The 25,316-nt window shown below is 65.5% G+C and carries 26 protein-coding genes and 1 riboswitch; of the genes, 13 read left to right on the forward strand and 13 right to left on the reverse strand.

The genetic code is table 11. The features are described 5' to 3' along the window. Entirely contained in the window at positions 1 to 315 is a 315-nt protein-coding gene (locus tag G391_RS0107650; RefSeq protein ID WP_029086995.1) for a ribonuclease E inhibitor RraB, read from the reverse strand. Positions 316 to 610: 295 nt separating this feature from the next. Between G391_RS0107650 and G391_RS0107655 the strand changes: the two genes are divergently transcribed. Continuing rightward, a complete protein-coding gene (locus G391_RS0107655; RefSeq protein WP_425393391.1) occupies positions 611 to 1,147 on the forward strand; it encodes a DUF305 domain-containing protein in 537 nt (178 codons plus the stop codon). A 235-nt stretch (positions 1,148 to 1,382) separates the two neighbouring features. On the opposite strand, the gene G391_RS0107660 is transcribed toward G391_RS0107655, so the two are convergent. Beyond that, complete coding sequence (locus G391_RS0107660) at positions 1,383 to 2,030, reverse strand: hypothetical protein (protein WP_029086997.1); 648 nt, start codon at positions 2,028 to 2,030, stop codon at positions 1,383 to 1,385. Between the two features lie 177 nt (positions 2,031 to 2,207). On the opposite strand from G391_RS0107660, the gene G391_RS0107665 reads away from it, so the two are divergent. The 5 genes from G391_RS0107665 (at position 2,208) to G391_RS15750 (ending at position 6,990) form a co-directional block, all read left to right on the forward strand. After that, positions 2,208 to 3,413 (forward strand): acetyl-CoA C-acetyltransferase, encoded by a 1,206-nt coding sequence (locus G391_RS0107665; RefSeq protein WP_029086998.1) that lies wholly within the window; start codon positions 2,208 to 2,210, stop codon positions 3,411 to 3,413. A gap of 17 nt (positions 3,414 to 3,430) precedes the next feature. Then, positions 3,431 to 5,605, forward strand: coding sequence for a 3-hydroxyacyl-CoA dehydrogenase NAD-binding domain-containing protein (locus tag G391_RS0107670; RefSeq protein ID WP_029086999.1), 2,175 nt, complete (start codon positions 3,431 to 3,433; stop codon positions 5,603 to 5,605). Between the two features lie 27 nt (positions 5,606 to 5,632). After that, the gene (locus G391_RS0107675; RefSeq protein WP_029087000.1) at positions 5,633 to 6,004 is read left to right on the forward strand and encodes a hypothetical protein; all 372 of its coding nucleotides are present in this window, start codon (positions 5,633 to 5,635) and stop codon (positions 6,002 to 6,004) included. A gap of 84 nt (positions 6,005 to 6,088) precedes the next feature. After that, the gene (locus G391_RS0107680) at positions 6,089 to 6,628 is read left to right on the forward strand and encodes an RNA polymerase sigma factor (RefSeq protein ID WP_245572058.1); all 540 of its coding nucleotides are present in this window, start codon (positions 6,089 to 6,091) and stop codon (positions 6,626 to 6,628) included. After that, a complete protein-coding gene (locus tag G391_RS15750) occupies positions 6,625 to 6,990 on the forward strand; it encodes a DUF6768 family protein (protein WP_029087002.1) in 366 nt (121 codons plus the stop codon). Before G391_RS0107680 ends, G391_RS15750 begins: the two co-directional genes overlap by 4 nt. On the opposite strand, the gene G391_RS0107690 is transcribed toward G391_RS15750, so the two are convergent. Further along, positions 6,987 to 7,418, reverse strand: a complete 432-nt coding sequence (locus G391_RS0107690; RefSeq protein ID WP_029087003.1) for a DUF488 domain-containing protein — start codon at positions 7,416 to 7,418, stop codon at positions 6,987 to 6,989. The genes G391_RS15750 and G391_RS0107690 overlap by 4 nt on opposite strands. 46 nt (positions 7,419 to 7,464) lie before the next feature. On the opposite strand from G391_RS0107690, the gene G391_RS0107695 reads away from it, so the two are divergent. Both G391_RS0107695 and G391_RS0107700 read left to right on the forward strand, forming a co-directional pair. Further along, entirely contained in the window at positions 7,465 to 8,415 is a 951-nt protein-coding gene (locus G391_RS0107695) for an alpha/beta fold hydrolase (protein WP_245572059.1), read from the forward strand. Next, positions 8,415 to 8,924: a methylated-DNA--[protein]-cysteine S-methyltransferase gene (locus G391_RS0107700; protein WP_035303993.1), complete on the forward strand. Its 510-nt coding sequence runs from the start codon at positions 8,415 to 8,417 to the stop codon at positions 8,922 to 8,924. Before G391_RS0107695 ends, G391_RS0107700 begins: the two co-directional genes overlap by 1 nt. A gap of 1 nt (position 8,925) precedes the next feature. Here G391_RS0107700 and G391_RS0107705 read toward each other — a convergent pair whose 3' ends face one another. From G391_RS0107705 to G391_RS14235, 3 genes are read right to left on the reverse strand one after another with little or no spacing between them, the layout of a single operon-like run. Further along, positions 8,926 to 9,342 carry a response regulator gene (locus tag G391_RS0107705; protein WP_245572060.1) on the reverse strand — a complete coding sequence of 139 codons (417 nt, stop codon included), beginning with the start codon at positions 9,340 to 9,342 and terminating at the stop codon, positions 8,926 to 8,928. A gap of 35 nt (positions 9,343 to 9,377) precedes the next feature. Further along, positions 9,378 to 11,003, reverse strand: coding sequence for a sensor histidine kinase (locus tag G391_RS0107710; protein WP_245572061.1), 1,626 nt, complete (start codon positions 11,001 to 11,003; stop codon positions 9,378 to 9,380). A gap of 53 nt (positions 11,004 to 11,056) precedes the next feature. Next, the gene (locus G391_RS14235) at positions 11,057 to 12,316 is read right to left on the reverse strand and encodes a cell wall hydrolase (protein WP_084169175.1); all 1,260 of its coding nucleotides are present in this window, start codon (positions 12,314 to 12,316) and stop codon (positions 11,057 to 11,059) included. A gap of 235 nt (positions 12,317 to 12,551) precedes the next feature. On the opposite strand from G391_RS14235, the gene nadA reads away from it, so the two are divergent. From nadA to nadC, 4 genes are read left to right on the forward strand one after another with little or no spacing between them, the layout of a single operon-like run. Beyond that, positions 12,552 to 13,634, forward strand: a complete 1,083-nt coding sequence (nadA, locus tag G391_RS0107720) for a quinolinate synthase NadA (RefSeq protein ID WP_029087008.1) — start codon at positions 12,552 to 12,554, stop codon at positions 13,632 to 13,634. A gap of 42 nt (positions 13,635 to 13,676) precedes the next feature. Continuing rightward, a complete protein-coding gene (locus G391_RS0107725; protein WP_035303996.1) occupies positions 13,677 to 14,519 on the forward strand; it encodes a metalloprotease in 843 nt (280 codons plus the stop codon). Beyond that, positions 14,516 to 16,051: an L-aspartate oxidase gene (locus G391_RS14240; RefSeq protein ID WP_035303998.1), complete on the forward strand. Its 1,536-nt coding sequence runs from the start codon at positions 14,516 to 14,518 to the stop codon at positions 16,049 to 16,051. The genes G391_RS0107725 and G391_RS14240 overlap by 4 nt, the downstream gene beginning before the upstream one ends. After that, a complete protein-coding gene (gene nadC, locus G391_RS0107735; protein ID WP_029087010.1) occupies positions 16,048 to 16,893 on the forward strand; it encodes a carboxylating nicotinate-nucleotide diphosphorylase in 846 nt (281 codons plus the stop codon). The genes G391_RS14240 and nadC overlap by 4 nt, the downstream gene beginning before the upstream one ends. On the opposite strand, the gene G391_RS14245 is transcribed toward nadC, so the two are convergent. Together G391_RS14245 and G391_RS14250 are read right to left on the reverse strand one after the other, a co-directional pair. Beyond that, on the reverse strand, positions 16,890 to 18,005 hold the full coding sequence (locus G391_RS14245) for an acyltransferase family protein (RefSeq protein WP_051257222.1): 1,116 nt from the start codon (positions 18,003 to 18,005) through the stop codon (positions 16,890 to 16,892). The genes nadC and G391_RS14245 overlap by 4 nt on opposite strands. 130 nt (positions 18,006 to 18,135) lie before the next feature. Next, positions 18,136 to 19,215, reverse strand: a complete 1,080-nt coding sequence (locus G391_RS14250) for a cell wall hydrolase (RefSeq protein ID WP_245572062.1) — start codon at positions 19,213 to 19,215, stop codon at positions 18,136 to 18,138. Positions 19,216 to 19,651: 436 nt separating this feature from the next. Between G391_RS14250 and G391_RS0107750 the strand changes: the two genes are divergently transcribed. Further along, positions 19,652 to 20,098 (forward strand): hypothetical protein, encoded by a 447-nt coding sequence (locus G391_RS0107750; protein ID WP_029087011.1) that lies wholly within the window; start codon positions 19,652 to 19,654, stop codon positions 20,096 to 20,098. A 23-nt stretch (positions 20,099 to 20,121) separates the two neighbouring features. On the opposite strand, the gene gcvPB is transcribed toward G391_RS0107750, so the two are convergent. From gcvPB to gcvT, 5 genes are read right to left on the reverse strand one after another with little or no spacing between them, the layout of a single operon-like run. Beyond that, the gene (gcvPB, locus tag G391_RS0107755) at positions 20,122 to 21,705 is read right to left on the reverse strand and encodes an aminomethyl-transferring glycine dehydrogenase subunit GcvPB (RefSeq protein ID WP_029087012.1); all 1,584 of its coding nucleotides are present in this window, start codon (positions 21,703 to 21,705) and stop codon (positions 20,122 to 20,124) included. An 11-nt stretch (positions 21,706 to 21,716) separates the two neighbouring features. Further along, positions 21,717 to 23,060, reverse strand: coding sequence for an aminomethyl-transferring glycine dehydrogenase subunit GcvPA (gene gcvPA, locus G391_RS0107760; RefSeq protein ID WP_029087013.1), 1,344 nt, complete (start codon positions 23,058 to 23,060; stop codon positions 21,717 to 21,719). A 7-nt stretch (positions 23,061 to 23,067) separates the two neighbouring features. Continuing rightward, complete coding sequence (locus tag G391_RS0107765; RefSeq protein WP_029087014.1) at positions 23,068 to 23,517, reverse strand: OsmC family protein; 450 nt, start codon at positions 23,515 to 23,517, stop codon at positions 23,068 to 23,070. A 4-nt stretch (positions 23,518 to 23,521) separates the two neighbouring features. Further along, positions 23,522 to 23,887 (reverse strand): glycine cleavage system protein GcvH, encoded by a 366-nt coding sequence (gene gcvH / locus G391_RS0107770; RefSeq protein WP_029087015.1) that lies wholly within the window; start codon positions 23,885 to 23,887, stop codon positions 23,522 to 23,524. A gap of 10 nt (positions 23,888 to 23,897) precedes the next feature. After that, complete coding sequence (gcvT, locus tag G391_RS0107775; protein ID WP_029087016.1) at positions 23,898 to 25,013, reverse strand: glycine cleavage system aminomethyltransferase GcvT; 1,116 nt, start codon at positions 25,011 to 25,013, stop codon at positions 23,898 to 23,900. A 133-nt stretch (positions 25,014 to 25,146) separates the two neighbouring features. Next, a riboswitch (glycine riboswitch) is annotated at positions 25,147 to 25,245 on the reverse strand. Positions 25,246 to 25,316 lie beyond the last annotated feature (71 nt).

Consider the following 25,316-nt stretch of genomic DNA (forward strand, 5'->3'; position numbering starts at 1 on the left):
TCAGTTCGTCACCACCGCGCACTCCCAGCCGTCGTAGTCGACCTGGAAGGCCGCGGCCCAGGATTGCATCATCGAAGAGACCGAGGTGAAGGAGGCTTCATCCACCGCCATGGTCATCTCCAGCACCAGCGATTCCTCATCGCCGCGCGTGAAAAAGCCGGCTCGGCGCGCCACCTCATTGAGGTCGCCCAGGCCATGATCGTCGCCGTAGAAGTAGAACAGGGTGTGGCGCGGCGTCAGACCGCTGTCGCCATGCTCGGCCAGGGCCGCACGCACCATGGCGTCGCGTTCATCATGGCTGGCGTCGGTGGACACGGCGGCGGGTTTCCTTGCGCGCGCGAAGCCTCGCGGGGCGGTCGGCCCGTGCGGGGATTCGTTCAGTTATCGGCTAAGCGGCCCGTTTAGAGAGGGTAGCCCCTCGCCGCAACCGGCAAAGCGAAGAATCCATCGGTCGCCGATAGGAAGCGGCTCGCGATGCAAGGGAATTGGAGGCCCGGTCGCCGGTCGACCAGATACAGTTTCAGCTTGACCCGTCCCCGAACATCGGTGGCTTAGTGCGACTGCGGCCCGCCGCAGCGCGCAGAGCGGCCGCCGACAGAGGAGGCTGCCGATGACCCACGATGACTCGATGAACGCCGAGGATCCCCACGCCGGGATGACGCACGACGCCGGCACCGAGGGCACCATGTCCAATGGCCGACCCTACCGGATGTTCTGGCTGAACATGGTTCCGGCGCTGATCATCATGTATCTGGTGATGTTCAGCATGATCGATGGATTGGTCGATTTTAAGAACAATCTCAATATGTTCTACATGGCGGTGACCATGTGGGCCCCCATGGGAATCCTGATGCTGCTGACCATGCCGGGGATGTTTCCGAATCGGAAGTTGAACTTGGGCCTGTGCGCCCTGTTCGCTGTCCTGACCCTTGGGTCCTTCCTGGCCACCCGCGCCCAGACGGGAATCGGCGATCGCCAGTTTGTCGCCTCGATGATCCCGCACCACTCCGGCGCGATCCTGATGTGCCGTGAAGCGGATCTGGATGATCCCGAGCTTCAGTCGCTGTGCCAGGCCATCATTACAGCCCAGCGTGAAGAGATCGCCCAGATGAACCGGATCGGCGACCGGCTGGCTGAAGCCGAATGACCCGCCAAGCTCAGGCGACCCACGACACGGCGCGCCGGTGGGGGCGAGGGGCTTCAGGCTGACTCGGGCTCTGGACGTCCTGGGCGCGCAAGGGTCGCTGCTCGTCGGGGGTCGCGTGCGGGACAGCGAGGTTTAGAGCCGTGTCGTGTCCGGCCTGTGCTCAAACGCGAGTCGCTATGTGGCATGGTGCGCTGCCACGCTGCCCCAGACCGAGCCCGATGTCGGAACTGAACACCTAGGTAACGCGCTCAATATTGAACAAGCCCGAACTGGCCATGGGGGCCGGCATTTCCCAATGCAGGATGCCGTCGTCCGTTCCAGTCATCACGAGACGGAAGGTCGCCATGCCGGACATGCCGTCGGCATCAATACGCGCTTGCCCCTGGAATCGGGCCATTTCGTTCATGTTTTCGCAGCCGAAGACGAGGACAGCCTCGTCGCTGGAAACGGCAGCCTCAGGATCGTGTTCGGGGTCAATATCGGGGTCGACGCGGTCGTGCTGCCACCTGAACGTATCTCGTTCAGCGGAATAGTTTGCCACACGCGGAACACGTTGCATCCGGACGGTCGGAAATCCCGTGATGGTCATGGTGAGGTCATTTCCGCTAGCGCGCAGGGTGATGTCGTTGGTCCCGGTGCGGGTGGAATGGCCGCCGAACCAGGCCTCGCCATCGCGCACGTTCCAGCCGCCGGCGAACCGGGCCGTCGGCAACAGGCCGGTGACGCACGCCTCGGGCTGAGCCGCCGTCGCTGCACCCCCTGCGCCACGCGCTTCACCTTCTCCACCCGCGCCGCCGGCACCACCTGCGTCGGTTCTGGCGTCGCAGCCTGCCAGCGCCAGCACCAGGCTCGAGATCAGGACGATATGGCTGTGTTTGGACATGGTCGACCTCCGATATCCCGACGAACGACGCTAGGTCGGGGATCCGGACACGGCAACGTCGATCACTCATAACTTGACGTTGACGTAAACGTAGGCTTTTTTGCGTGCGCGTTTCGATTCCGCACGGTATAAGCCGCGCGCACCCCTGATGCCTGTCGACCTCGAAAGGATCCGCCCATGACCGACGCCTATATCTTCGACGCCGTGCGCACACCGCGCGGCAAGGGCAAGGCGGACGGCAGTCTGCACGAGATCACCGCGCTCAGCCTGGCGACCCAGGTGCTGGAAGCCCTGCGCGACCGCAACGGCCTGGACACCTCCAAGATTGATGACGTGATCCTGGGCTGTGTCTCGCCGGTGGGCGAACAGGGTGCCGACATTGCCCGTACCGCGGTGCTGAATGCCGGCTGGTCGCAGGACACCGCAGGCGTCCAGATCAACCGCTTCTGCGCCTCGGGCCTCGAAGCCGTGAACATGGCGGCGGCCAAGGTGAAATCGGGCGAGGCCGATTTCGCCGTCGGCGGCGGCGTCGAGGCCATGAGCCGGGTGCCGATGGGGTCGGACGGCGGAGCCTGGCCGGTCGATCCGACCAGCGCCTTCAAGACCTATTTCGTGCCCCAGGGCGTTTCGGCGGACATGATCGCCACCAAGTGGGGCTTCAGCCGCGACGACGTCGACGCCTATTCGGTTGAGAGCCACAAGCGCGCGGCCAAATCCTGGGAAGAGGGCCGGTTCAAGAACTCGGTCGTGCCGGTCAAGAACCAACTCGGCCTGGTTCAGTTGGACCATGATGAAACGATCCGTCCCAAGACCGACATGCAGACCCTGGGCGGTCTAAACCCCTCGTTCCAGATGATGGGCGACATGGCTTTCGACGCCGTGATCAACCAGCGCTATCCCGAGGTGGCCAGGGTCAATCACGTCCATACGCCCGGCAACAGCTCGGGCATCGTCGATGGCTCGGCCGGCGTGCTGATCGGCTCGCTTGAAGCCGGCAAGGCGCTCGGCCTGAAGCCTCGCGCCAAGATCCGGGGTGCCGCTTCGATCGGCTCGGAGCCGTCGATCATGCTGACCGGCCCCGAATTCGTCACCCACAAGCTGCTGAACAAGCTGGGCATGTCCAAGGACGACATCGACCTGTACGAGCTGAACGAGGCCTTCGCCGCCGTCGTGCTGCGCTACATGCAGGCACTGGATATCCCGCACGACAAGATCAACGTCTGCGGCGGTGCCATCGCCATGGGCCACCCGCTGGGTGCCACCGGCGCGATGATCACCGGCGTTGTCCTGGACGAGCTGGAGCGTTCGGACAAGGAAACCGCCCTCATCACCCTGTGCATCGGCGGCGGCATGGGCACCGCCACCGTCATCGAACGCGTCTGATCCGGGAGAAACGGACCATGGAAAACTTCAAGATCGACGTCGACGCCGACGGCATCGCCACCATCACCTTCGACGTCCCGGGACGCTCGATGAACACCCTGACCGGCAAGGTCATGGCCGAGATCCCCGAGTGGGTCGAGCAGGTGAAGTCGGACGACGCCATCAAGGGCGTAGTCCTGACCTCGGGCAAGGCCTCGGGCTTCTGTGCTGGCGCGGACCTGGGTGACATGGCAGCCGGCATGCTGGGCGGCGCGGACCTGCAGGCGGCGTTCGACGCCGGCTGGCGGCTGAACGGGGCGCTGCGCGCGCTGGAAACCTGCGGCAAGCCGGTGGTGGCGGCCATCAACGGCCTGGCTCTGGGCGGGGGCCTGGAGCTGACGCTGGCCTGTCATTACCGCGTGGCCGGCGACAGCTCGAAGATTCAGTTGGGCCTACCCGAGATCAAGGTGGGCTTGTTCCCCGGCGGCGGCGGCACCCAGCGCCTGACGCGCCTGATCGGCGTGCAGGCGGCGATGACGGCGATGACGGCCGGCTCGTCCTGGCGTCCGAACGACGCGAAAAATGCGGGCGTCGTCCATGAAGTCGTCCCGGCCGGAACCGAGGTCGAGGCCGCCAAGGCCTGGATCAAGGGCGGCGGCAAGGCCAGCCAGCCGTGGGACGTCAAGGGCTTCAAAATCCCCGGCGGTGGCCCCTACCATCCGGCGGGCATCCAGAACTTCCTGGTCGGCAATGCGATGATCCGCAAGCAGACCTATGCCAACTATCCGGCAGCTCTGAACCTGATGAAGGCCGTCTATGAAGGTCTGCAGGTGCCGATGGATGCGGCCCTGCGCATCGAGACGCGCTATTTCATCAAGACGCTGATGACACCGGAAGCCCAGGCGATGATCCGGTCGCTGTTCCTGTCCAAGCAGGAGCTGGACAAGGGTGCCGCCCGCCCGGCCGACGTGCCGCCGTCCGATCCGAAGAAGGTCGCGGTTCTGGGGGCCGGCATGATGGGCGCCGGCATCGCCTATGTGCAGGCCATGGCCGGCATCGAAACCATCCTGATCGACCGCGATCAGGAGAGCGCCGACAAGGGCAAGGGCTACGCCGAGGACATCATCAAGAAGCGCGTCTCGCGCGGCCAGATGACCCAGGACAAGGCCGACGCCGTTCTGGCCCTGATCACCCCGACGTCTGACTACAGCCTGATCAAGGGCTCGGATCTGGTCATCGAGGCGGTGTTCGAGAACCGCGAGCTGAAGGCGACCGTCACCCAGATGGCCGAGGCCCAGCTGGAGCCCGGCGCGGTGTTCGGCTCCAACACCTCGACCCTGCCGATCTCGGGCCTGGCCGAAGCCTCGTCGCGGCCGGAGGACTTCATCGGCATCCACTTCTTCTCGCCGGTCGACAAGATGATGCTGGTCGAGATCATCATGGGCGAGAAGACCGGCCCGGCCGCCCTGGCCAAGGCGCTGGACTATGTGATGAAGATCAAGAAGACCCCGATCGTCGTCGAGGACGGTCGCGGCTTCTACACCTCGCGCTGCTTCGGCACCTATGTCGCCGAGGGCATGGCCATGCTCGAAGAGGGCATCAGCCCGGTCCTGATCGACAACATCGGTCGCGCCACCGGCATGCCGCGCGGCCCGCTGGAGATGCACGACGATGTGGCGCTGGATCTCAGCGTCAAGATCGCCAAGCAGACGGCCGAAGACCTGGGCGACGCCTATCGGCCGCTGCCGGGTTCGGACATCGTTCGCAAAATGGTCGAGGACCTGGGCCGCTATGGCCGCAAGAACGGCAAGGGCTTCTACGACTACGACAGCAAGCCCAAGGTCATCTGGTCAGGCCTGGCCGAGCTGGCTCCGGTCAAGGTCGACGAGCTGTCGATGGACGAGGTCGCCGATCAGAAGCGCCGGTTGCTCTATCGCCAGGCGGTCGAGGTGGCTCGGTGCTGGGACGAGGGTGTCATCGATGACCCGCGTGAGGCCGACGTCGGGGCCATCCTGGCCTGGGGCTTCGCGCCCTGGACCGGCGGCCCGATCACGATGATCGACCAAACCGGCCTGAAGGCCTTCGTCGAACAGGCGGACATCTATGCCGCCCGTTACGGCGACCGCTTCGCCGTCCCGCAGTTCCTGCGCGACATGGCCGCCAAGGGCGAGACTTTCTACGGGAAGTTCGCGGCTCAGAAGGCGGCGGCATAGCCCCGTCGCTCCGGCGGAGAAGGAAGGATGAACTCCGGTTTCGCCCTGGCTGCCGTACTCAGCCTGATCACCTTCTCCACCCACACCTTTGTGGGTGGCAAATATGCGGCGCGGCCGATCCTGGCGGCGGAGACGTTTGACCGGGCCAGCCGGTGGTTGAACTACATGTGCTGGCACATGGTGACGGCGTTGCTGCTGCTATTCACCGGCGGCTTCGCCTGGGCGGCGCTGAGTCCCGAAGCTGTGGAGGTCGCCATGCTGTTGACCGGCCTGGCCGTTCCGCTGTCGGCGATCAGCGTCTGGGTGGCAATGAAGGGCGGCATCCAGCCCTGGCGGTTCCCATCGTCGTGGCTGTTCGCCCTGATCACAGTTGCGGGCCTGTCGGGGCTTCTGGGTTGATGAAAAACTCGGGCGGCGATTGAACCTTTCGCCGGTTCGGCGGCACCTTCCTGCCGAACCCAAGCGGAAAGGGACGTGATCTCCGTGGATCGGTCCGAAACATTTCGACTGACGGCGTCGGCACAGGCCGGATCGGAGGCGGCGTTTGCAGCCCTGGTCCGGGGCTGGAACCCGCGCCTCATGGCCCACGCCTGGCGTTTGCTGGGCGACCGCGAGGCGGCGCGCGACGCGGCCCAGGGGGCCTGGCTGGAGATTGCGCGCGGCCTTGGCACCTTGCGTGACCCCCAGGCCTTTCCGGCCTGGGCCTATCGGATCACGTCACGCCAGGCCGCCGACCACATTCGGCGGCGACAGGCGGACCGCCGGCTGGCGAATGATCTGGAGCGGGAGAGCTTGATCGCCGGCACTCCGGCAGAGGCCGACGACGGTGCCAGCGACGCCTTGCAGCGGGCCATTCGCGCCCTGCCGCCTGACCAACGCGCGGCCATCGCCCTGCATCATTTCGAAGGCTTGTCCGTGGCCGAGACAGCCGTGGCGCTGGATGCGCCGGTCGGCACGATCAAGACCCGCCTCATGCACGCGCGGCTGAAGTTGAAAGCCGCCCTGGAAGGAGAGATTCCATGACTGACACCGATGCCCGGATAGACGCCGCCCTGCGCGCCGAGGAGCGCCGGCTGCTGGAGCAGATCGGCGAGGAGCCGGCCTTCTTCAGCCAGGCCTTTGGTTTGTTCCGCGCGCGAAACGCCTGGGTCAACTGGACCATGATGATCGCCCAGACGGCGCTGTTCATCGCCGGAGCCTATGCGGCCTGGCGGTTCTTTGACGCGGAGACAACGCTGGATGCGCTACGCTGGGGCCTGCCTTCGGCCGTCATGTTGCTGATGGCTCTGATCATCAAGCTGGCCCTCTGGCCGGTGATGCAGATCACTGTCCTGCGGCAGGAGCTGGCGAGACTGGCGATGCTGGAAGACGCCGGGCGACGCTAGAGGTCCACCACCTCAAACCCGTCCTCCGCAGCCAGACACTCGGTCAGAAGGCGGCGGTGGCAGTGGTCGGCCTCGCCGCAGAAACAGAGCAGGGAGGTCGGTTGCGTCGCTGCCAGCTCACGCAGGCGCGCGTAGTCGACCTCAAACGCCGGCTCGGCCATGGAGGCACGATAGATGGCGCGCATCTCGTCGGTGCGGCCCGCCCGGGCCGCGTCGCGCCCGGCCTTCGGTGTGCCGACGCCGCGCAGGTGAACATAGTCGATCCCGGCCTCGAGCAGGCTGTTGGCCAGCAGGGTCTTGGAAAAGCCTGCCCGGCGCGAGGCGGCGACAGCGCGGACATCGGCCAGCACCTGAACGCCCGCAGCTTTCAGCCGGGCGATGACGTCAGGTTGGATCGCACCCTCATATCCGATCGTGTAGAGCTTCATGGCGCACAGATGGGCATGCGGGAACCGAACGACAATGCAACGCCGCATGATCCAGACCGACGGCCTGAAGCAGTCGGTGCTTGAAGCAGGGGAGGGGCCGCTCGTCCTGTTGATCCACGGCTTTCCCGAGTTGGCGATCAGTTGGGCGGCGCAGATACAGGCCCTGGCGGCGGCGGGCTATCGGGCGGTGGCCCCGGATATGCGCGGCTATGGCCAGACCGTCTCGCCCCAGCGCACGGAGGATTACGGCGTCCTCAGCCTGGTCGGCGACATGGTCGATCTGGTGAGGGCGCTGGGTGAGGAAACCTGTGTCGTCGTGGGGCATGACTTCGGTGCTCCGGTGGCTTGGCATTGCGCCCTGACGCGGCCCGATATGTTTCGGGCGGTGGTGGGCCTGTCGGTGCCGTTCCAGCCGCGAAATGCGGGCGGTCCGCCGATTGCGGCGATGAAGGCGATCAGCGAGCGGCTCAAGCTGGGTGATCTCTATATCGTCACCTTCCAGTCGATTGTGGCCCACTCGGACTTTGACCTCGATCCCGAGGCGGCGCTACGCAAGTGCTTCTGGGCCTACGACGGGGCGACGTCGGGCAAGGACCGGTCGACCGGCTTCCTGCCGCCGGGCGTGCCAATCTTGCAGACGATTTCAGACGCGGCCAGGCGTCCGCCGTGGATGAGCGCGGACCATTTCCAGCCCTATGTCGACGCCTTCACCGCCGGGGGCTTCAAACGCCCGTTCGACTGGTATCGCAACATCGACCGCAACTGGCGTGACACCGCCTTCCTGCAAGGCAAGACGATTGATCAGCCCAGCCTGTTCATTGTCGGGGAGAAGGACCCGGTGCGGCACTATGCGGGACGGCACGAAGCGGCTCAGGGGGACTGGCTGACCGACCTGCGCGGGCAGGTACTGATCTACGGTGCCGGTCACTGGATCCAGCAGGAGCGGGCCGATGCCGTCAATGCGACCCTGATCAACTTTCTGAGGGCGGTCGGCTGATGCGGGTGTCCATGTGGTCCTATGCCGACAGTCCGATCGGCCCGCTGGGGTTGGCGACGGATGCCGATGGGGTCGTCGTGGCCTGCGCGTTCGACGGTGTTGGACCCGGGCTTGAGCGTACGGTCCAGCGGGCCTGGCCTCAGGCTGAGTTGGTCGCCGGTGATCCGGTTGAGGCCGTTGTGGAGGCACTGGATTCCTATTTCTCGGGTCGTCGCAATGCACTCCAAACCGTGGCCTGGCGCGTACCGGGCGAGGATTTCCAAACGCGGGTCTGGCGGGAATTGGCCCAAGTGCCCGTTGGGACGACGATCACCTACGGCGAAATGGCGAAACGCGCCGGTGAGCCCGGCGCGGCGCAGGCAGCGGGCGTGGCCCTGAACCGCAATCCGATCCCACTAATCCTGCCGTGCCACCGGGTCGTCGGCCATGACGGTGCCATGGTCGGTTTCGGCGGCGGGGTAGAGCGGAAATCGTGGTTGCTTGCCCACGAAGGTGCGCTTCTGATCTGACCTAGTTGAGCAGTCGCAGTTGCGCTGGGGGCGAAACGTCCCGGCCCTCCCGACAGGCCAAGGCATAGGCGACGGCGTTTCCGATCAGCCGTTCGTCCGTCGGCTTGGACATCACCCCGACGATGGTGGAGGGGACCGGACCGATCATCGATGGATTTCCGGTCATAAACAGGACGCTGACTCCCTGGGCGGCCAGCCGACGCCCGATCTCGGGCCCGGTCGGGCCGTCGGCCAGATGCACATCCACGATCGCCAGGTCGACAGTCTCAGCCCCAGCCTTTTCCAGGGCAGATCGGCTGTCCGAGACGATGCCCGCTACCTGATGGCCCAGGTCCTCAAGGATAAGGCCGAGTTCCATGGCGACCAGGGTTTCGTCTTCGACAATGAGGATACGAGCGGGCACGGTCTGTTCAGGCAACAAAGAGGTGTGTTGGCGATAATACCCAGAGAGGCTTAGGGTTCCCGGATGCAAACGGCGTGCCGCCGGCGTTGCAAGGCCGCCACTGGAAGTTCGACACTCATCGACAGGCCTTCGCGCGCCCACGTCTGTTCGAGGTGCCCCCCCAGCTGCCCTTCGATGGCCACCCGGGCCAGGGTAAATCCGAAGCCTGAGCTTTCCGGGACACGCACAATCTCAGGACCGCCGCGCTCAATCCAGTCCAGACGAAACCGATCGTCATCTGAGGACAGGCGAATGGTGATGCGGCCGTCAGGCGAAGATAAGGCACCGTATTTGGCGGCATTGGTCGCAAGCTCATGGAACAGCAAGGCAATCGGGGTCGCCGCCTGATCGTCGAAAACAGCGTCGTCGCCTTCGACCACCAGTGAACCACTGTCCACGCTGACGTAAGCCGCCAGCATCTCACGAAGGAACGCGTGTAGCGTGGTGTGATCGCTCGACGGGTCAGCCGCCGCCGTGTGCGGTCGGACGAAGGCGTGGGCGCGCGCCAGGGCCTGAATCCGAGTCTTGAGCGCGGCCGCGAACTCCCCGGCCTCGGGGTGCTTTCGGGATGACAGCGTGATCAGCGCCGAGACGACAGCGAAGATGTTCTTGATCCGGTGGCTCAGCTCCTGGCTGACGACCTCGCGCTCCGCCTCGTGACGCTTGAGGTCTTCGATATCGGTACAGGTTCCAAACCAGCGGATGATCCGGCCATCGGCGTCGCGGATGGGCAAGGCGCGTCCCAGCGTCCAGCGATAGACGCCAGAGCGATGCCTCAACCGATATTCGATTTCGTAAGGCTCGCCGGTGCTGAGCGAGTGCCGCCATCGCTCCCAGGCGCGGTCCTGATCCTCGGGGTGGAACATGCCGTTCCACGCCTCGCCGTCGGTCGATCCCTCTGGAACGCCGGTAAATTCGTACCAGCGCGCGTTGTAGTAGTCGTGGAATCCGTCCGGCAGGGTCGACCAGACCATCTGAGGCATGGAATCGGAGATGGCGCGGAATCGCGCTTCGCTCTCGGCCAGCGCACCGGCAATCCGGGCCAGCTCCAGGTCGCGGACATTGTGCTCGCCTTCAGACTCTGCGGCCCCGGCCACCAGACTGGAGCGCGAAGACAGAGCCCTGCGCAGTTCCAGTCCGACCATCACCTGCTCGGCCAGGATCGAAAGGGTACGGGTCTGTTCTTCGGTAAGGCCGCCGGGGCGCGGCTGGTCGTCGATCACACACAGGGTTCCTAGCGGTAGCCCTTCGGCGGTCCTGAGGAGCGTCCCCGCATAGAAACGGATGTGGGGCGGGCCGGTAACAAGCGGATTGTCTGCAAAGCGCGGGTCCAAGGTAGCGTCCGGCACGACCAGATCAGCGTCGTCCTCGACCGCGTGGGTGCAGAAGGAGATGTCGCGCGGCGTTTCACGAACGTCCAACCCCTGAGCGGCCTTGAACCACTGACGGTGTGAATCCAGCAGACTGACCAAAGCGACCTTGGTGTCGCAGGCGCGCGCGGCTACCTCGACCAGGCCGTCGAAGGATCGCTCGGGAAGCGTGTCCAGAACCTGATAGCTGTACAAGGCATCAAGCCGCTCCGCCTCGGTCCAGGGCGTCGACAGCATGTGGATATCGTTCAAGCGAGTGTCCGGCACGCAAAACTCCGTGGGCTTAATGCCTGGAGATACGATTCGGTTGCAGGCGGAATCTATTGCTCAGTCGACGCTCCAGCTGGGGGCTCGGGGCGGTTGATCTCCTCGACCTCGAGCTGTGGGACGGTCGGCGTCGGCTGGGCGGCTTCATATTCCGCCATCCGCGCATTGATCGCGGCGATATCAGCCGCAGTGGCCTGCCGTCGCCCGCCGAGGCTAAGAACCCCGACCTGGCGAACCTGGCCGTCGATGACGACGGAGCGGCCCTCCTCGACGATGCCGGCCGCTTCGAGATCAGCGGCATTGGCGATGATTTGGCTGAGACGGGGGCGGGCAAACCGCGCCTCGTCGATGGCCGGTTCGCGCCCGGAATAGGCCTGCCGGAAGTTAGCCGTGTCACCGCTGGCCCCTATCCATCGATAGAAGATATGTGCGCCCAGCTGGTTCACCTTGGTCAGGGAGGGGGCCCACCACGGCCGGACATAGTCGGCGTGGTAGTGGGTCGCGGTTCCAACCGCTTCGGCGACATGGCCCGCCAGGGCCGCGCGCGCCACGCTGTCGGCCTGATTCCAGGCCCAGGCCACGGGTGCCCTGGCCAGAGATCCGTCACAGGTGAAGGAGAACTGGCACCCCGTCACCCGTTCAGCCCCCTGGAAGACGACGCCGCAGACGGAGGCTGGGAAATTCGGATCCCGCACGCGGTTCAGCACGACCTGGGCGACGGCTTCCTGGCCTCGGCGGGGTTCCAGCGCCGCCTCATAGTAGATGGCCTGGGTCAGACAGCGGATGGCGCGCCGACGATCCGTCTCGGACGCCGGACGGAAGGCAAAACCCGAGATCGGCCGGATAGCCCCAAAGACGATGGGAGCGGCGGCATTGACGCGCTGAATCTCGATTCCGGTCCGGCTCAGGGCATCCATGGGGGGGCGTCCGGTCAGGGACAGGTTTTCCCAGCCGGGGGTCAGGCCCCAGCTCGCCGGCGTCAGGGCGGGGTCATGGCGCCGGGCCAGCGCCAGGCCTGAAGGGTCCAGATTCGCTGCATATCGGTTCAGAGCCGCATCAGAGATGTCCGGCCCGACACGCTCAGCGATGCCGGAAATGTTGCCGCGCTCGACACCGGCACCGCTCGCGATACTGGTGGCCAGCACCAGACCCAGCAAGGCGACCAGCCCAAAGCCCAGCGGCGCGCCCCTCAGTCGCCCAAAGGCCGGGGCGGACGTGGCCAGCCAGCCATCCAGGCGACGGGCCACGCGCTCAAGCCCCGGACGGGCCGGGGCGAGGAACTGGCGGGCTCGCGATCGTAGTCGCTCTAACATGGCAGCACCTTAGCCGAATTTGTTCGGCGGAAAGGTGGCGTCGTTCGTTCCTGACCCCGACCGGGTACGCGCGGCGTTTGGATCAGCCTGCCGTCCCGAACCGAATTCTCTTGCAAACCACCGGTCAGGAACTATCTTGTATCTGCTTATGCTCAATCGTAGCAAAAGCATCGGTCGGGCCCGCCGGCCTTCTTTCGGGCCCATCATATGCTCAATATGAGCATAGGAGGCGTGGATGGCTGACGGTACAATGCTCCTGACCCCGGAGATCGAGCGCGAGACGGCGCGCGTCTGGGACAAGGTCAAGGATCAGGTGTCGCCCCTGGAATGGCGGGCCTATGCGCCACTGATTGCCGAAATCAACCGGCTGAAGCGCGAACGCGGCGCGGTCATCCTGGCGCACAACTACATGACGCCCGAAATCTTCCACGGCGTCGGCGACTATGTCGGTGATAGCCTCGGCTTGGCCAAGGAGGCGGCGCGTTCCGACGCCAAGGTGATCGTCCAGGCGGGCGTTCACTTCATGGCCGAAACCTCCAAGATCCTAAGCCCGGACAAGACCGTGCTGATCCCCGACCTGCGCGCCGGCTGTTCGTTGGCCAGTTCGATCACCGGCGCGGACGTGCGCCTGATCAAGCAACGGTATCCGGGCCTTCCGGTCATCACCTATGTAAATACGACCGCCGATGTGAAGGCAGAGACAGACATCTGCTGCACCTCGGCCAATGCGGTGCAGATCGTCGAATGGGCGGCCAGAGAGTGGGGCGTCGACCGTGTCATCCTGATCCCGGACGAGTACTTGGCCCGCAACGTCGCCCAACAGACCGATGTGAAGATCATCGCCTGGGCCGGCCATTGTGAGGTGCACAAGCGTTTCACCACCGCCGACATCGCCGACATGCGCGCCGCCTGGCCGGATGCAGAGGTCCTGGCCCACCCGGAATGCCCCGAGGAGATCCTCGAGGCCGCTGATTTCGCAGGTTCGACCGCGGCCATGACCGACTATGTGATGAAGCATCGTCCGGCACGGGTGGTGATGATCACCGAATGTTCGATGGCGTCCAACATCAAGGGCGACCTGCCGGACACCCAGTTCGTCGGCCCGTGCAATCTGTGCCCGCACATGAAGCGGATCACGCTGAAAAACATCCGCGACTGTCTGCTGAATATGCAGTTCGAGGTCACGGTCGATGAAGACATCGCCGAGCGGGCACGACTGGCGGTCCAGCGCATGGTCGACCTGCCGCCGCCAGAGGTGCCGGCGCGCTATGATCTGGTTCGGGCGCGTGGCCATACGGTTCAGGTCGAGTTGATCTAGACGGCGCTTGCGAAGCCTGATCCTGAGGTCCAACTGACAGCCATGAGCAACGATACCCGCCGTCCCGGTCCGTGGGACCGTCCCGAAGGTCCGCACCGCGCCGCGCCAACGGTGCCTGATCCCTCCTCCGGCATAGAGCCACCGCCCGTCCGGGGGCAGCACCCGGCCATCGCTATCGGCGGCACGCTGCTGTTTGCTGGCTTTATCTGGTGGATCTCCGGCAGCTGGATCGTCGCCCTGGCGTTGATCTTCGGCCTGATCGTGCATGAATACGGCCATGTCCTGGCGATGAACCGGCTCGGTATGGGACCGGCGAAGATTTACATCATCCCGTTCCTGGGCGGGGTTGCGGCGGGTCAGCGCGCGCCGCGCAGCGTCTGGGACGGGGTTAAGGTGTCCCTAGCCGGGCCGTTGTTCGGGCTTTTGGCGACGATCCCCTTTTTCGCGCTCGGCTTTGTCCTCGGCGACCCCATGTGGTTGCTGGGGGCCTTTGTCATTTCGATGATCAACCTGATCAACCTGGCCCCGGCGCCGCCGTTGGATGGGGCCAAGGCGCTTGGACCGGTGCTGGCGCGTATCCATCCCTGGGTCGAACAGGGTGCCATGCTGGCCATCGGCGCGATCGTCATCGTCTGGGCGCTGACACGCGGCAGCTACATCTTCGGCGTCTTCATGGCACTGGCGCTGTTCGGACACCTGCGGCAGGGCGCACGGCCGCACGCCGGACGCCCGCTGACGAATGTGGAGACGGCCAAGAGTATCGGCCTGTATCTAACAACAGCCGCAGCCTGCGTGGGCGTCGGCCTGGTCGCGCCAACGATGATTGCGGGGGATCCCTGGCAAGGACTGTCGGCCATCGGCAGCTGGCTGGGCCTGACGCGTTGACCCAAACCCTCGTTCACGACGGTGTTCTCGTCATCGGCGGCGGGCTGGCCGGTCTGTCGGCGGCGCTGGAGGCGGCCCCGCGCAAGGTGCTGGTGGTGACGCCGGCCCCCCTGCTGGAGGCCTGTTCCTCGGCCTGGGCTCAAGGGGGTGTCGCTGCGGCGCTGCAGCCAGGCGACGGTGCCGACCTGCACGCGCGGGATACCGCCGCTGCCGGTGGAGGTCTGGTTGAGCCCGAGGTCACCCAGGCCCTGACCCGCAAGGGTCGCGAGACAGTCGAGTGGCTGGCGGGACTGGGCGCGCCCTTCGACCGCACCGAGCAGGGCGAGTTCGCCGTCGGTCTGGAAGCCGCGCATTCGCGTCCCCGTGTGGCGCGTGTCGGCGGCGACGGGGCGGGCCGGGCCATCCTGTCGGCCCTGGTCGTGGCGGTGCGAGGAGCCGGGCACATCACCACCTGGGAAGATGGACGTCTGCGTGCCCTGATCCAGGACAATGCCGGGCGCGTACGAGGGGCGCTGATCGAGCGGCAGGGGCGACTGATCCGGCTTCTGGCCCCTGCCGTTGTCCTGGCCACCGGGGGATACGGCGGTCTGTTTGCGCACACGACGACGCCGGCGAGCCTCCTGGGGGAAGGGCTGGCCGCTGCCTGGCTGGCAGGTGCAGATATTCGGGATCCCGAGTTCGTTCAGTTTCACCCGACGGCGATCAATATCGGCCTGGACCCGATGCCCTTGGCGACGGAAGCCCTTCGTGGCGAGGGCGCGCGACTGGTCGATGCAGAGGGTGCCTTCCTGCTCGGACCGGAGGCGGATGCTGACCTGAAGTCACGCGACCAGATCGCTCGTGCGGTCCACGCCGCCATGGAATCCGGCCGAGGGGTCTTTCTGGATGCGCGCCGGGCGATCGGTATGACCTTCCCGGCACATTTCCCGGCGGTGTTTGCGGCCTGTATGCGTGCGGGCATTGATCCCCGGCTTCAGCCGATCCCGGTGGCGGCTGCGGCACACTACGCCATGGGGGGCATCGTTGCCGATGAGGAAGGCCGCACGACGCTGGAGGGCCTGTTTGCCGTCGGAGAATGCGCCTCAACCGGTGTCCATGGTGCCAACCGCCTGGCTTCCAACTCGCTGCTGGAAGCCGCGGCCTTCGGTCGTCTGGCGGGGCGTGCCGCCGCCGGCGCGGTGGACATTGCCGATCGCCCGGCTGTAGGGCCGACGACCGCACAGGATCTGCCGGCCGAGGCGCTCGGCACGCTGCGCCAGACGATGAGCCGCGAGGTTGGGGTCACCCGGGACGGCGTGGGACTGTCTCGGGCCCTTGAACAGATTTCCGTCCTGGAGCGCGCCGTGCCCGGTGCCTTGCCACTGATCACGGCGCGTTTGACCGTCCAGGCGGCGCTGGACCGCCGCGAAAGCCGTGGCGGCCACTTCCGGTCGGACTACCCCCAGGCCTTGCCGGTCGCGCACCACACCGTGTTGCGGCGTGCCATGGACCACGAGCCGTCATCGGCCAAACCCAGAGAGACAACGCCATGATCCGCGTCCTGCCTGATCTGATGATCAAGCCGATCATCGAGGCCGCCCTGGCTGAAGACTTGGGCCGGGCAGGCGATGTCACGGCCCAGGCGTGTATCCCCGCCGGCACGCGGATGACCGCCGTATTTGCCGCCCGCAAGCCGGGGGTCCTGGCCGGGGTGGATTGCGTTCGTCTGGCCGTCCATGCGCTGGATGCCAGGGCGAAGGTCGATCTACGCCTGGGTGACGGAGATGCCTTTGAGGCAGGGACGGTCCTGGTTGAGGTTGAGGCCGACGCCCATGCCTTGCTGGCTGCCGAGCGGACCTCGCTGAACCTGCTTGGGCGGCTCTGTGGCATTGCAACCCTGACCCGCGACTACGTCAGCGCCGTCGCCGGCACCGGCGCGCGTATCGCCGATACGCGCAAGACGACGCCGGGCCTGCGCGCGCTTGAAAAGCATGCGGTGGTTTGTGGGGGAGGGGGCAATCACCGCTTCGGTTTGGATGACGCGATCCTGATCAAGGACAACCACGTCGCCCTGGCCGGCGGGGTCGGCGAGGCGGTGCGCCGCGCCCGCGCCTCCGTCGGCCATCTGATGAAGGTGGAGGTCGAGATTGATCGCCTGGATCAACTCGAACCCGCCGTGGCCGAGGGGCCGGATGTCATCATGCTCGACAACTTCAGCTTGGGAGACATGCGCGCGGCTGTGGTCCGCGTGGCGGGTCGCGTGACGTTGGAGGCCTCGGGCGGTGTCAATCTTCAGACCGTGCGCGCGATCGCCGAGACGGGCGTGAACGTGATCTCGGTTGGGGCCCTGACCCATTCGGTCACGGCGCTCGATGTGGGCCTGGACATTCTTTAGGAAGGCTGGGCCACCGGGCTTGAGGGTTTGGCGGGGGCCCGCTTCATCAGCCCTCTCAGCCAGGTCTGTATCGGCTTGTCGATGAGCAGATAGAACAGGCCGGCGGCCGTCAGGACGACAACCAACGCTCCGATCCAGGCCCACCAGCCGACGCGAATCTGCAGGGCGTCCAGCCCACTGAACCAGACAGTGCCGACAACCGCGTGGGTGAGGAAAAGGGCGAAGGACACATTTCCAAGCGTCCTGATCGCACGTGTTCGCCTCAGACCGAGATTGTCCGCGCCGACGACGAGCGTTGCCAGAGCCACGATGGACGCCAGGGCGCTGAACTCAGACATGGGGGTGGCCTGGATGGCGACAACCGCACCTAAAGCCGCCAGGCAGCTGGCCAAGGCTACCGGCCTGCTGACCGACCGTCCCTGCGCAAAACGAGCCAGCAGCGTGCCGAGAATGAAGAATGGCAAGGCCCTGACCACGCCGTGATGGAAGGCCAGATTGTAGAGTGAGGTGCCCAGAATGCGTTGGCTAAGCCACGCGGCCAGGATGACGATGCCAAAGCCTAGAATGAGTGCCCAGCCGCGCCCCATGACGCGCCTGGTCAAAAGCCAGATCAATGGGAACAGGGCGTAGCAGACGATCAGCGCCGACAGCGTCCAGCTCGGCTCATTCCAGCTTGGTTGATCGGTCACGCCCCAGGCGTGGATCAGAAGGGCTTGATAGATCAGGTCGGAGGTCTGGAAACGCTCGGGTGAATCCGAGGGGATACCGAGAAGACCCGCCACGGCCAGAAGAATGGCCAGCCCTCCCAGAACAATGAGATGTGGCGGCCAGATCCTCATCAGGCGTCGCGTCAGGAAGCTGAGCGGATGGGTCGTCAGGCCGTCGAGGGAGTCGCCGTAAGCCCGACCCAGCACATAGCCCGAAACAATAATGAAGAAGTCCGTCGCGAGCCAACCCCGGTCCAGCATCGGATACGCGGCGGTCAGGTCAACTGGAGCATTTGAACCGAAATGGTACAAAACGATGAAGGCGGCGGCCAGAAAACGAAGAAGATCCAACGCGCCAGCGCCTTCACCCTTGCCGGTCGGCTGGGCGAGAGAGCTGGGGGACATGGTACGCGGTACTCCAAAACGATACACTTGGCGTTCGCTGTGCAACCGTTGAGCCGGGCCTGCCATGCACAGCAAAACGCCCGCTTTCGCGGGCGTTCAACGCTTGGAAATGGAAGCGTAAGGTAGCGGCCTAGGCGTCTGCTGGACCCCGAGCTTCAGCCGAAGCCGCAGCCGACCGATCTTCAGCGGCCACAGCGGTATCGCCCTGGGCCGGTGCGTCCACCACATTGACGGCGACGTCAGAAATGTCAGGAGCCCCGGCCTCGGGAGCTCGGCCCGTCTGCGGCGCGCCGGTCGAGGGCTGGACCGATTGGGCGAACTGCGAAGCGCCGCCCCGACGACCGCCGAAACGATAGAAGATGTGGCTGCCGACCTGGGTGACACGCACAAGCTGTCCGCTCCAGCGTGGATTGACGGCCGTGGTATGGAAATGGGTCGCGTTGCCGACCGGCGCATAGACGTGGCCGCTCAGCGCATTGGCGGCGACACGGCGGGCCCGCTCCCAGGCCCCGCCTTCGCGGCGGCCATGCATGGAACCGTTACACACGAAGCTGAACTGGCAGCCTGTGCGGCGTCCGGCACCCTGATAGACCACGCCACAGACCGTCTGCGGGAAGGCCCCATGGCGCGCCCGATTCAGAACGACCTGAGCGACGGCCTGCATACCGGACTGACCTTCACCACGCGCCTCGTAATAGACGGCGGTGGTCAGACAATCGAGGTCGCGAGAGGCTTCAAGGGCACCATTGAGGCGGAACGGGCGGGCTGGATCAACCGTGGTCCCGCCGCGTAGGCCGGCATCGGCCACGCTTTCACGGGTGGCACGGGTCAAGGCGGCCTGGCCGCGCTGCTCGAGCAGGGCCGTCAGCTGGGCCGAACGGCGGTCGCGCTGGGCATCGCCGGCAACGGTGTAGGGATCGTGGCGGCGCGCAATATCGAGCGCGCTGGGATTGAGGCCGCCCACGGCAGCGGCAAGAGCTTCATCGGTGAAGCCGGAGTCATAGGCTCCCGCCATGCGGTAGGCCTGTCCACGAACAGTGGCAGATTGCGCGACTGCGCCGCCCAGATAGGCCATGCCCACAGCCGCGCCCACGATCCCTCCGAAAATCGCCGCAGCAGCCGAGGCGCGCTGGCGAGACATTCCGGTCTTGAGAGTCTGGATTAGGCCGCGCGCACGCTCAGGCGCACGCAGATGCGCGAAAAAAGTCACCGTTCTGGTATCCTCTGCGACGAGAGCGCCCTGGCTCCCCGACGAGTTCACCCTGGTCGCCTTTCAGGCCAGACTCAGGATGCAGAAGGCGCGCGATGGGACGAACCCGCCGCGCGCCGGAGACGCGCATTAGCCACCGGAATATGACCTCAATGTGGTCGATTTGCAAGATTTTGCTGCATCGCAGCAAAAACGCTCTGTGGGCAGGTTTGGCGGTGAGGCCGTTTTCCTTCTCGGTGCCCATCTACAAAAGGCCTGCCCTAAAGTGGGGCATTAGGAACTCGATTGGGTGCGTTGCAACAGATTCGCGCCCAGGGCGATGCGTGACGCCGTGACGCAGGCCTCTGACGCGAATCAGGGCACCCGTTTGTGACCGCTGGGCGATTGCCGCGAGGCGGGTGGCGAGGCACAATCACTGCCGTTGGTGGAGGATGGCATGAGACACGATCGTGTATTGGCCCTGGCCGCGATTTTAACAGCTTTGTCCGGTCCGGCGTGGGCTGGAGATCTTACCTATCAGCACCATCGCGACGGGCCCGACCTGCTTGAGCGGTCCGATGGCCAGCCCTACTGGCTTCTCCTCGGTGAATGTGCCGGGTTCTACGGTGCCTTGGCGAACGTCGCCACGAGTGAAGGCGACTATGATCGCGATCTGGCCGAGGGGGTTCGCTACTTCAATTCGGCGCTGGCTCGCCTTCGGGCTGATCGCCAGCTGGACCGGGCCGGCGCTGTGGCCCTGCTTGAACCACGCGTTACGCAGGCCCGCCGCGTCGGGGAATCCAGCCTTGCACAAGCGTCAGGGGGGAGCCTGACGCCCGACCAAATTCTGCGGTCAACCTGTGGGTCGGTTGATCGGATCTATCGCACGGCTGGCGGTTCCTAGACTCAGCTGGGCTCCAGCCACGCCTATTCCGCCGCGATGTTGGAGCCCTCGGCGGGTTTCCAACGCAGGACCGGTGAGCGCGCTGCGCGGGTTTCATCCAGCCGGCGCATCGGCGCATGGAACGGCGCGCCCTTGAAGCGGTCGACGTCACCGGCCTTGGCTGCGGCCGCCAGCGCGCGCATGGCCTCAATGAAGCGATCCAGTTCGGCCTTGGACTCTGTCTCGGTCGGCTCGATCAGCATGGCACCGTGGACGACCAGCGGGAAATACATGGTCATCGGGTGGAAGCCCTCGTCGATCATCGCCTTGGCGAAGTCGAGCGTGGTGATGTCGGTGCCTTTCAGCCATTCGTCGTCGAACAGGGCCTCGTGCATACACGGACCATCGGGGAAGGCCGGAGACATCAGGTCTTGCAAACGAGCCTTGAGGTAGTTGGCGTTCAGCACCGCATCTTCGGCGACCTGACGCAAGCCGTCCGAGCCGTGGCTCATCATGTAGCTGAGCGCGCGGACATACATCCCCATCTGGCCCTGGAAGGCGCACAGACGGCCAAAGGCTTCCTTGGCCTCACCTTCGGGGCGTTCGATCAGCTCAAAGCCATTATCGTCATGCACGACCCAGGGCACCGGCGCGAACGGGGCCAGGGCCGCTGACAGCACCACCGGACCCGCGCCGGGTCCACCGCCGCCGTGCGGCGTTGAAAAGGTCTTGTGCAGATTGATGTGCATGGCGTCGACGCCCAGGTCGCCCGGGCGCACCCGCCCGACGATGGCGTTGAAGTTGGCCCCGTCACAGTAGAAATAGGCTCCGGCCTCGTGGGTCAGGCGGCTGATTTCCAGAATGTCGCGCTCGAACAGGCCGCAGGTGTTGGGGTTGGTGACCATGATGGCGGCGACGTCATCGCCCAGCTTGGACGCCAGATCGGCCACGTCGACGCGGCCATCGTCGGTCTGCTTCACCTCAACCACCTGATAGCCGACAAAGGCGGCGGTGGCCGGATTGGTACCATGGGCACTGGTCGGCACCAGCACCTTGTTGCGCGGCTTGTCCGAGGTCAGGCCCTGCCCTGCGGCCCGGTGGGCGGCGCGAATGGCCATCAGGCCGCACAGCTCCCCGTGGGCCCCGGCCTTGGGCGACATGGCCACGGCGGGCATGCCGGTCAGGGTCTTCAGCCAATGGGCCAGGGTGTCCATCAGCTCCAGCGCCCCCTGCACCGTCGACATCGGCTGCAAGGGGTGGATGTCGGCAAAGCCCGGCAGTCGCGCCATCTTTTCGTTCAGGCGCGGGTTGTGCTTCATCGTGCACGAACCCAGCGGATAGATGGCCAGGTCGATGGCGTGGTTCTTCTGGCTCAGCCGCACATAGTGGCGCATCGCTTCCGGCTCAGACAGGCCGGGTAGGCCGATAGGGTCCTTGCGGACCAGATCGCCGAGGTCAGATCCGTTTCCAGCCGGTTCGGGCAGATCCACGCCGGTCTTGCCCCAGCCGTCGCCTTCAAAGATCAGCGGCTCGTTCTGCAACAGGCCACGGCCCCCGGTCAGGGTGGCGGGCTTGGTGGTCACTTCGTTCGGCGTGGTCGGACGGCCGACGGTGTTCATGGTGCTCATCGTCTTGATCCTTAGCCGCAGGTCTTTTCGATCATCTTGGTCAGGAACCGGATGTCGTGATCCAGCGTCGTCTCGGTGGCCGCGACCAGGAGCACATCGTCCATGCCGGCGTCCGGGTTCAGGCGGCTGTAAGGGACGCCGCCCAGCACGCCATGGTCGGCCAGGCGTTGAACGGCCTCTTCGGCATTGCCGGGCAGCTTGACCGCAAACTCGTTGAAGAAGCGCGGCGTCAGGATCTCGACGCCGGGAAGGGCCGCCAGTGCATCGCGCGCCGCCAGCGCCTTCTCATGGTTCAAGAGGGCCAGGCGACGCAGACCCGCCTCACCCAGTAGGCTCATGTGAATGCTGAAGGCCAGGGTACAGAGCCCCGAGTTGGTACAGATGTTCGACGTCGCCTTGTCGCGGCGGATGTGCTGTTCGCGCGTCGACAGGGTCAGGACGAAGCCGCGCTCGCCCTCGGCATCGATGGTTTCGCCGGTCAGACGGCCCGGCATCTGGCGGATCAGCTTTTCGCGCGTGGCGAACAGGCCGACGTAAGGGCCCCCGAAGTTCAGGGCGTTGCCGATCGACTGGCCCTCGGCGGCGACGATGTCGGCACCCATCTCGCCCGGCGACTTCAGCAGGCCCATGGAGACGGCCTCGGTGACCACCACGATCAGCAGGGCCCCGGCCGCGTGGGCCGCCTCGGCGATCTTGGTCACATCGGTGGCGGTGCCAAAGACGTTCGGGGTCTGGACGACGACACAGGCCGTGTCCGGCCCGATGCGGCTGACGACTTCGGCCTCGCCGTCGATGGCCGGCGCCAGGACCTCGGTTTCGACGCCGACCGCGTGCACCACGGTCTCGGTCGCTGCGACATAGTGGGGATGCACGCCGCCGGAGATCACGGCCTTGTTGCGGCGGGTCGCGCGGGTCGCCATCAGCACGCCCTCGGCCATGGCGGTCGAACCGTCATAGAGGGACGCATTGGCCACCTCCATGCCGGTCAGGGCCGCAACCTGGGTCTGGAATTCGTACAGATATTGCAGCGTGCCCTGCGCGATTTCAGGCTGGTAGGGCGTATAGCTGGTCAGGAATTCAGACCGCTGGATGATGTGGTCCACCGTCGCCGGCACATGGTGGCGATAGGCCCCGGCCCCACAGAAAAAGGGCGCATCGCCCGCCACCGTGTTCTTGCGGGCCATGGCACCCAGCGCCCGTTCAACCTCCAGCTCGCCGGCCACGCGCGGCAGGTCGACCAGACCGTCGCGTCGCGCCGCCTGAGGCACATCCACGAACAGATCATCGATCGACTTGGCACCGATGGCGGCCAGCATGGCTGTCCGGTCATCGGGGGAAAGGGGCAGATAGCGCATCAGTTTCTCAGCGGGGTTCGACGCGCATTTCAGCGCGCAGGGAGTTGGCGATGTAGCATTCTTCGTGGGCCAGCCTGTGGCACTCGACGATCAGGGCGGGGTCGGCCTCGCCCTCGAAAGTGACATGGGGTCGAAGGGTGACGACGGCCATATAGTCCTTGCCGGCTTCGTTCTTGCCCATCTCGCCGTCGGCCTGGTCTTCATAGGCGGTGACGGTCAGGCCCTTCTTGCGGGCAATGGCCAGGAACCAAAGCATGTGACAGGCCGAGGCCGAGGCGACGAGCGCCTCCTCCGGATCGACGGCTGACGGATCAGAGCCGGGCACGCTCGGCCCGGCAGAAGCCCTCACCACCGTATGGCCGTCAAACCGCCACTCGTGCACACGGCTGTACTGGCCCGACCGATGCTCTTCGGCAGGGCCGGTCCAGGAGACGGTGGCGGCGTAGCGGTCCGTCATGGCCCTAGAGCGTCTTGAGGTATTCGTCGTAGGCAGCCTGATCCATCAGGCCGTCCAGCTGGGCCGTGTCCGGCACCTTGATCTTCGCGAACCAGCCCGCGCCTTGCGGGTCGGCATTGACGGTTTCAGGGGCGCCGTTCAGTTCGCCGTTGCCCTCGACGACCTCGCCGGTCACCGGCGCATAGACGTCCGAGGCGGCCTTGACGCTCTCGACGACGGCAAAGCTGTCGCCGGCGACGACCTGACGGCCGGCTTCCGGCACCTCGACGAACACCACATCACCCAGCGCCTCGGCGGCGTGGCTGGTGATGCCGACGGTGACGACGTCGCCTTCAAGGCGGACCCATTCGTGATCCTTGGTGAACTTCATAGGTGCCTCCTCAGGCCTTGGGTTTGCGATAGTAGCGTTGCGCCACGAACGGCATGGCGACGACCTCGGCGGGAGCCGCCTTGCCGCGCACGATGACCTGAAGGTCCGTTCCCAGCTCCGAAAAGACCGGAGGCACATAGCCCATGGCGATATTCCTGCCGAGCGTCGGCGAGGGGCCACCGGACGTCACCTTGCCGATGACATTGCCGTCGACATCAGCGATCTCGGCACCTTCACGGGCCGGGGCACCTTCCTTGACGATCAGGCCGACGCGGACGCGCGACGGGCCGTCGGCCAGTTCCTTCAACACGCGCTCGGCACCGTTGAAATCGCCACGCTCCTTGCGTGATTTCGACAGGGCGAACGTCAGGGCCCCTTCGACCGGCGATGTGTTGGGATCGATGTCATGTCCGTGCAGCGGCAAGCCGGCTTCCAGACGAAGGCTGTCACGGGCGCCCAGGCCGATCGGCTTGACGCGCGCGTCTTCCAGAATGGCGTCCCAGATGCGGTCGGCCTGGTCCGCCGGGACCGAAATCTCATAGCCGTCTTCGCCGGTGTAGCCCGAGCGCGAAACGTAGCAATCGACGCCGAACAGCATCAGCCGGGCGCTGTCCATGAAGCCCATCTCGGCCAGCAGTGGCTCATGCGCGGCCATGACCTCGGCGGCCTCCGGCCCCTGAATGGCGATCAGGGCGCGGTCATCAAGAATCTTGAGCTTGGCATCGCCTGACAGATTGGCGGACCAGAAGGCGAAATCCTCATCCTTGTTGCCGGCGTTGACCACGACGAACAGGCCGTCATGGTCCGGCTTTCCAGCCATCAGGTCATCGATGATGCCGCCGGTTTCGTTCAGCAGCAGGGAATACTTCTGACGACCCTCCTTGAGGATGGCGTAGTCGCCCGGCACGAACCGCTCGAACTGGGCGATGGCGTCGGCCCCGGTGATCTTGCACTGGCCCATGTGGGACACGTCGAACAGGCCCGCATGCTCACGGGTCCAGCGGTGCTCGGCCAGCACGCCTTCATATTGGACCGGCATGTCATAGCCGCCGAAACCGACCATGCGCGCGCCGCGGCGGCGATGGTTGGCGTTTAACGGTGTGGTCTTCAGCGGTTCGTCGCTCATCGGTGTCGGCTCCTCCATCGGGCGTGCTGCACCCGTCCAGAGCCCCCGCTGTCTCGATGCCTGAGAGATTCCGGGACCGGTACGCGATCCCTTGCTCCGTCGGCGAACCCTGCCGGGTTCTTTCCAGCGTTTGACGTGCCTCGCGGTCCTTTTGCCTGAGCGTTTCCGGGGCGGTTGCGCCTTCGGCTCCGAGGTTGGAATAGACCACCCCGATCTCTCCCGCGAGAGCGGCTCCAAAGGCCCTGACTCCGTTGCAGAGTCAAGCGCCGCCCCCTAGAGAAGCGCGCAACAACAAGACCGCCG

The sequence above is a fragment of the Brevundimonas aveniformis DSM 17977 genome (assembly GCF_000428765.1).
Classification (GTDB): domain Bacteria; phylum Pseudomonadota; class Alphaproteobacteria; order Caulobacterales; family Caulobacteraceae; genus Brevundimonas; species Brevundimonas aveniformis.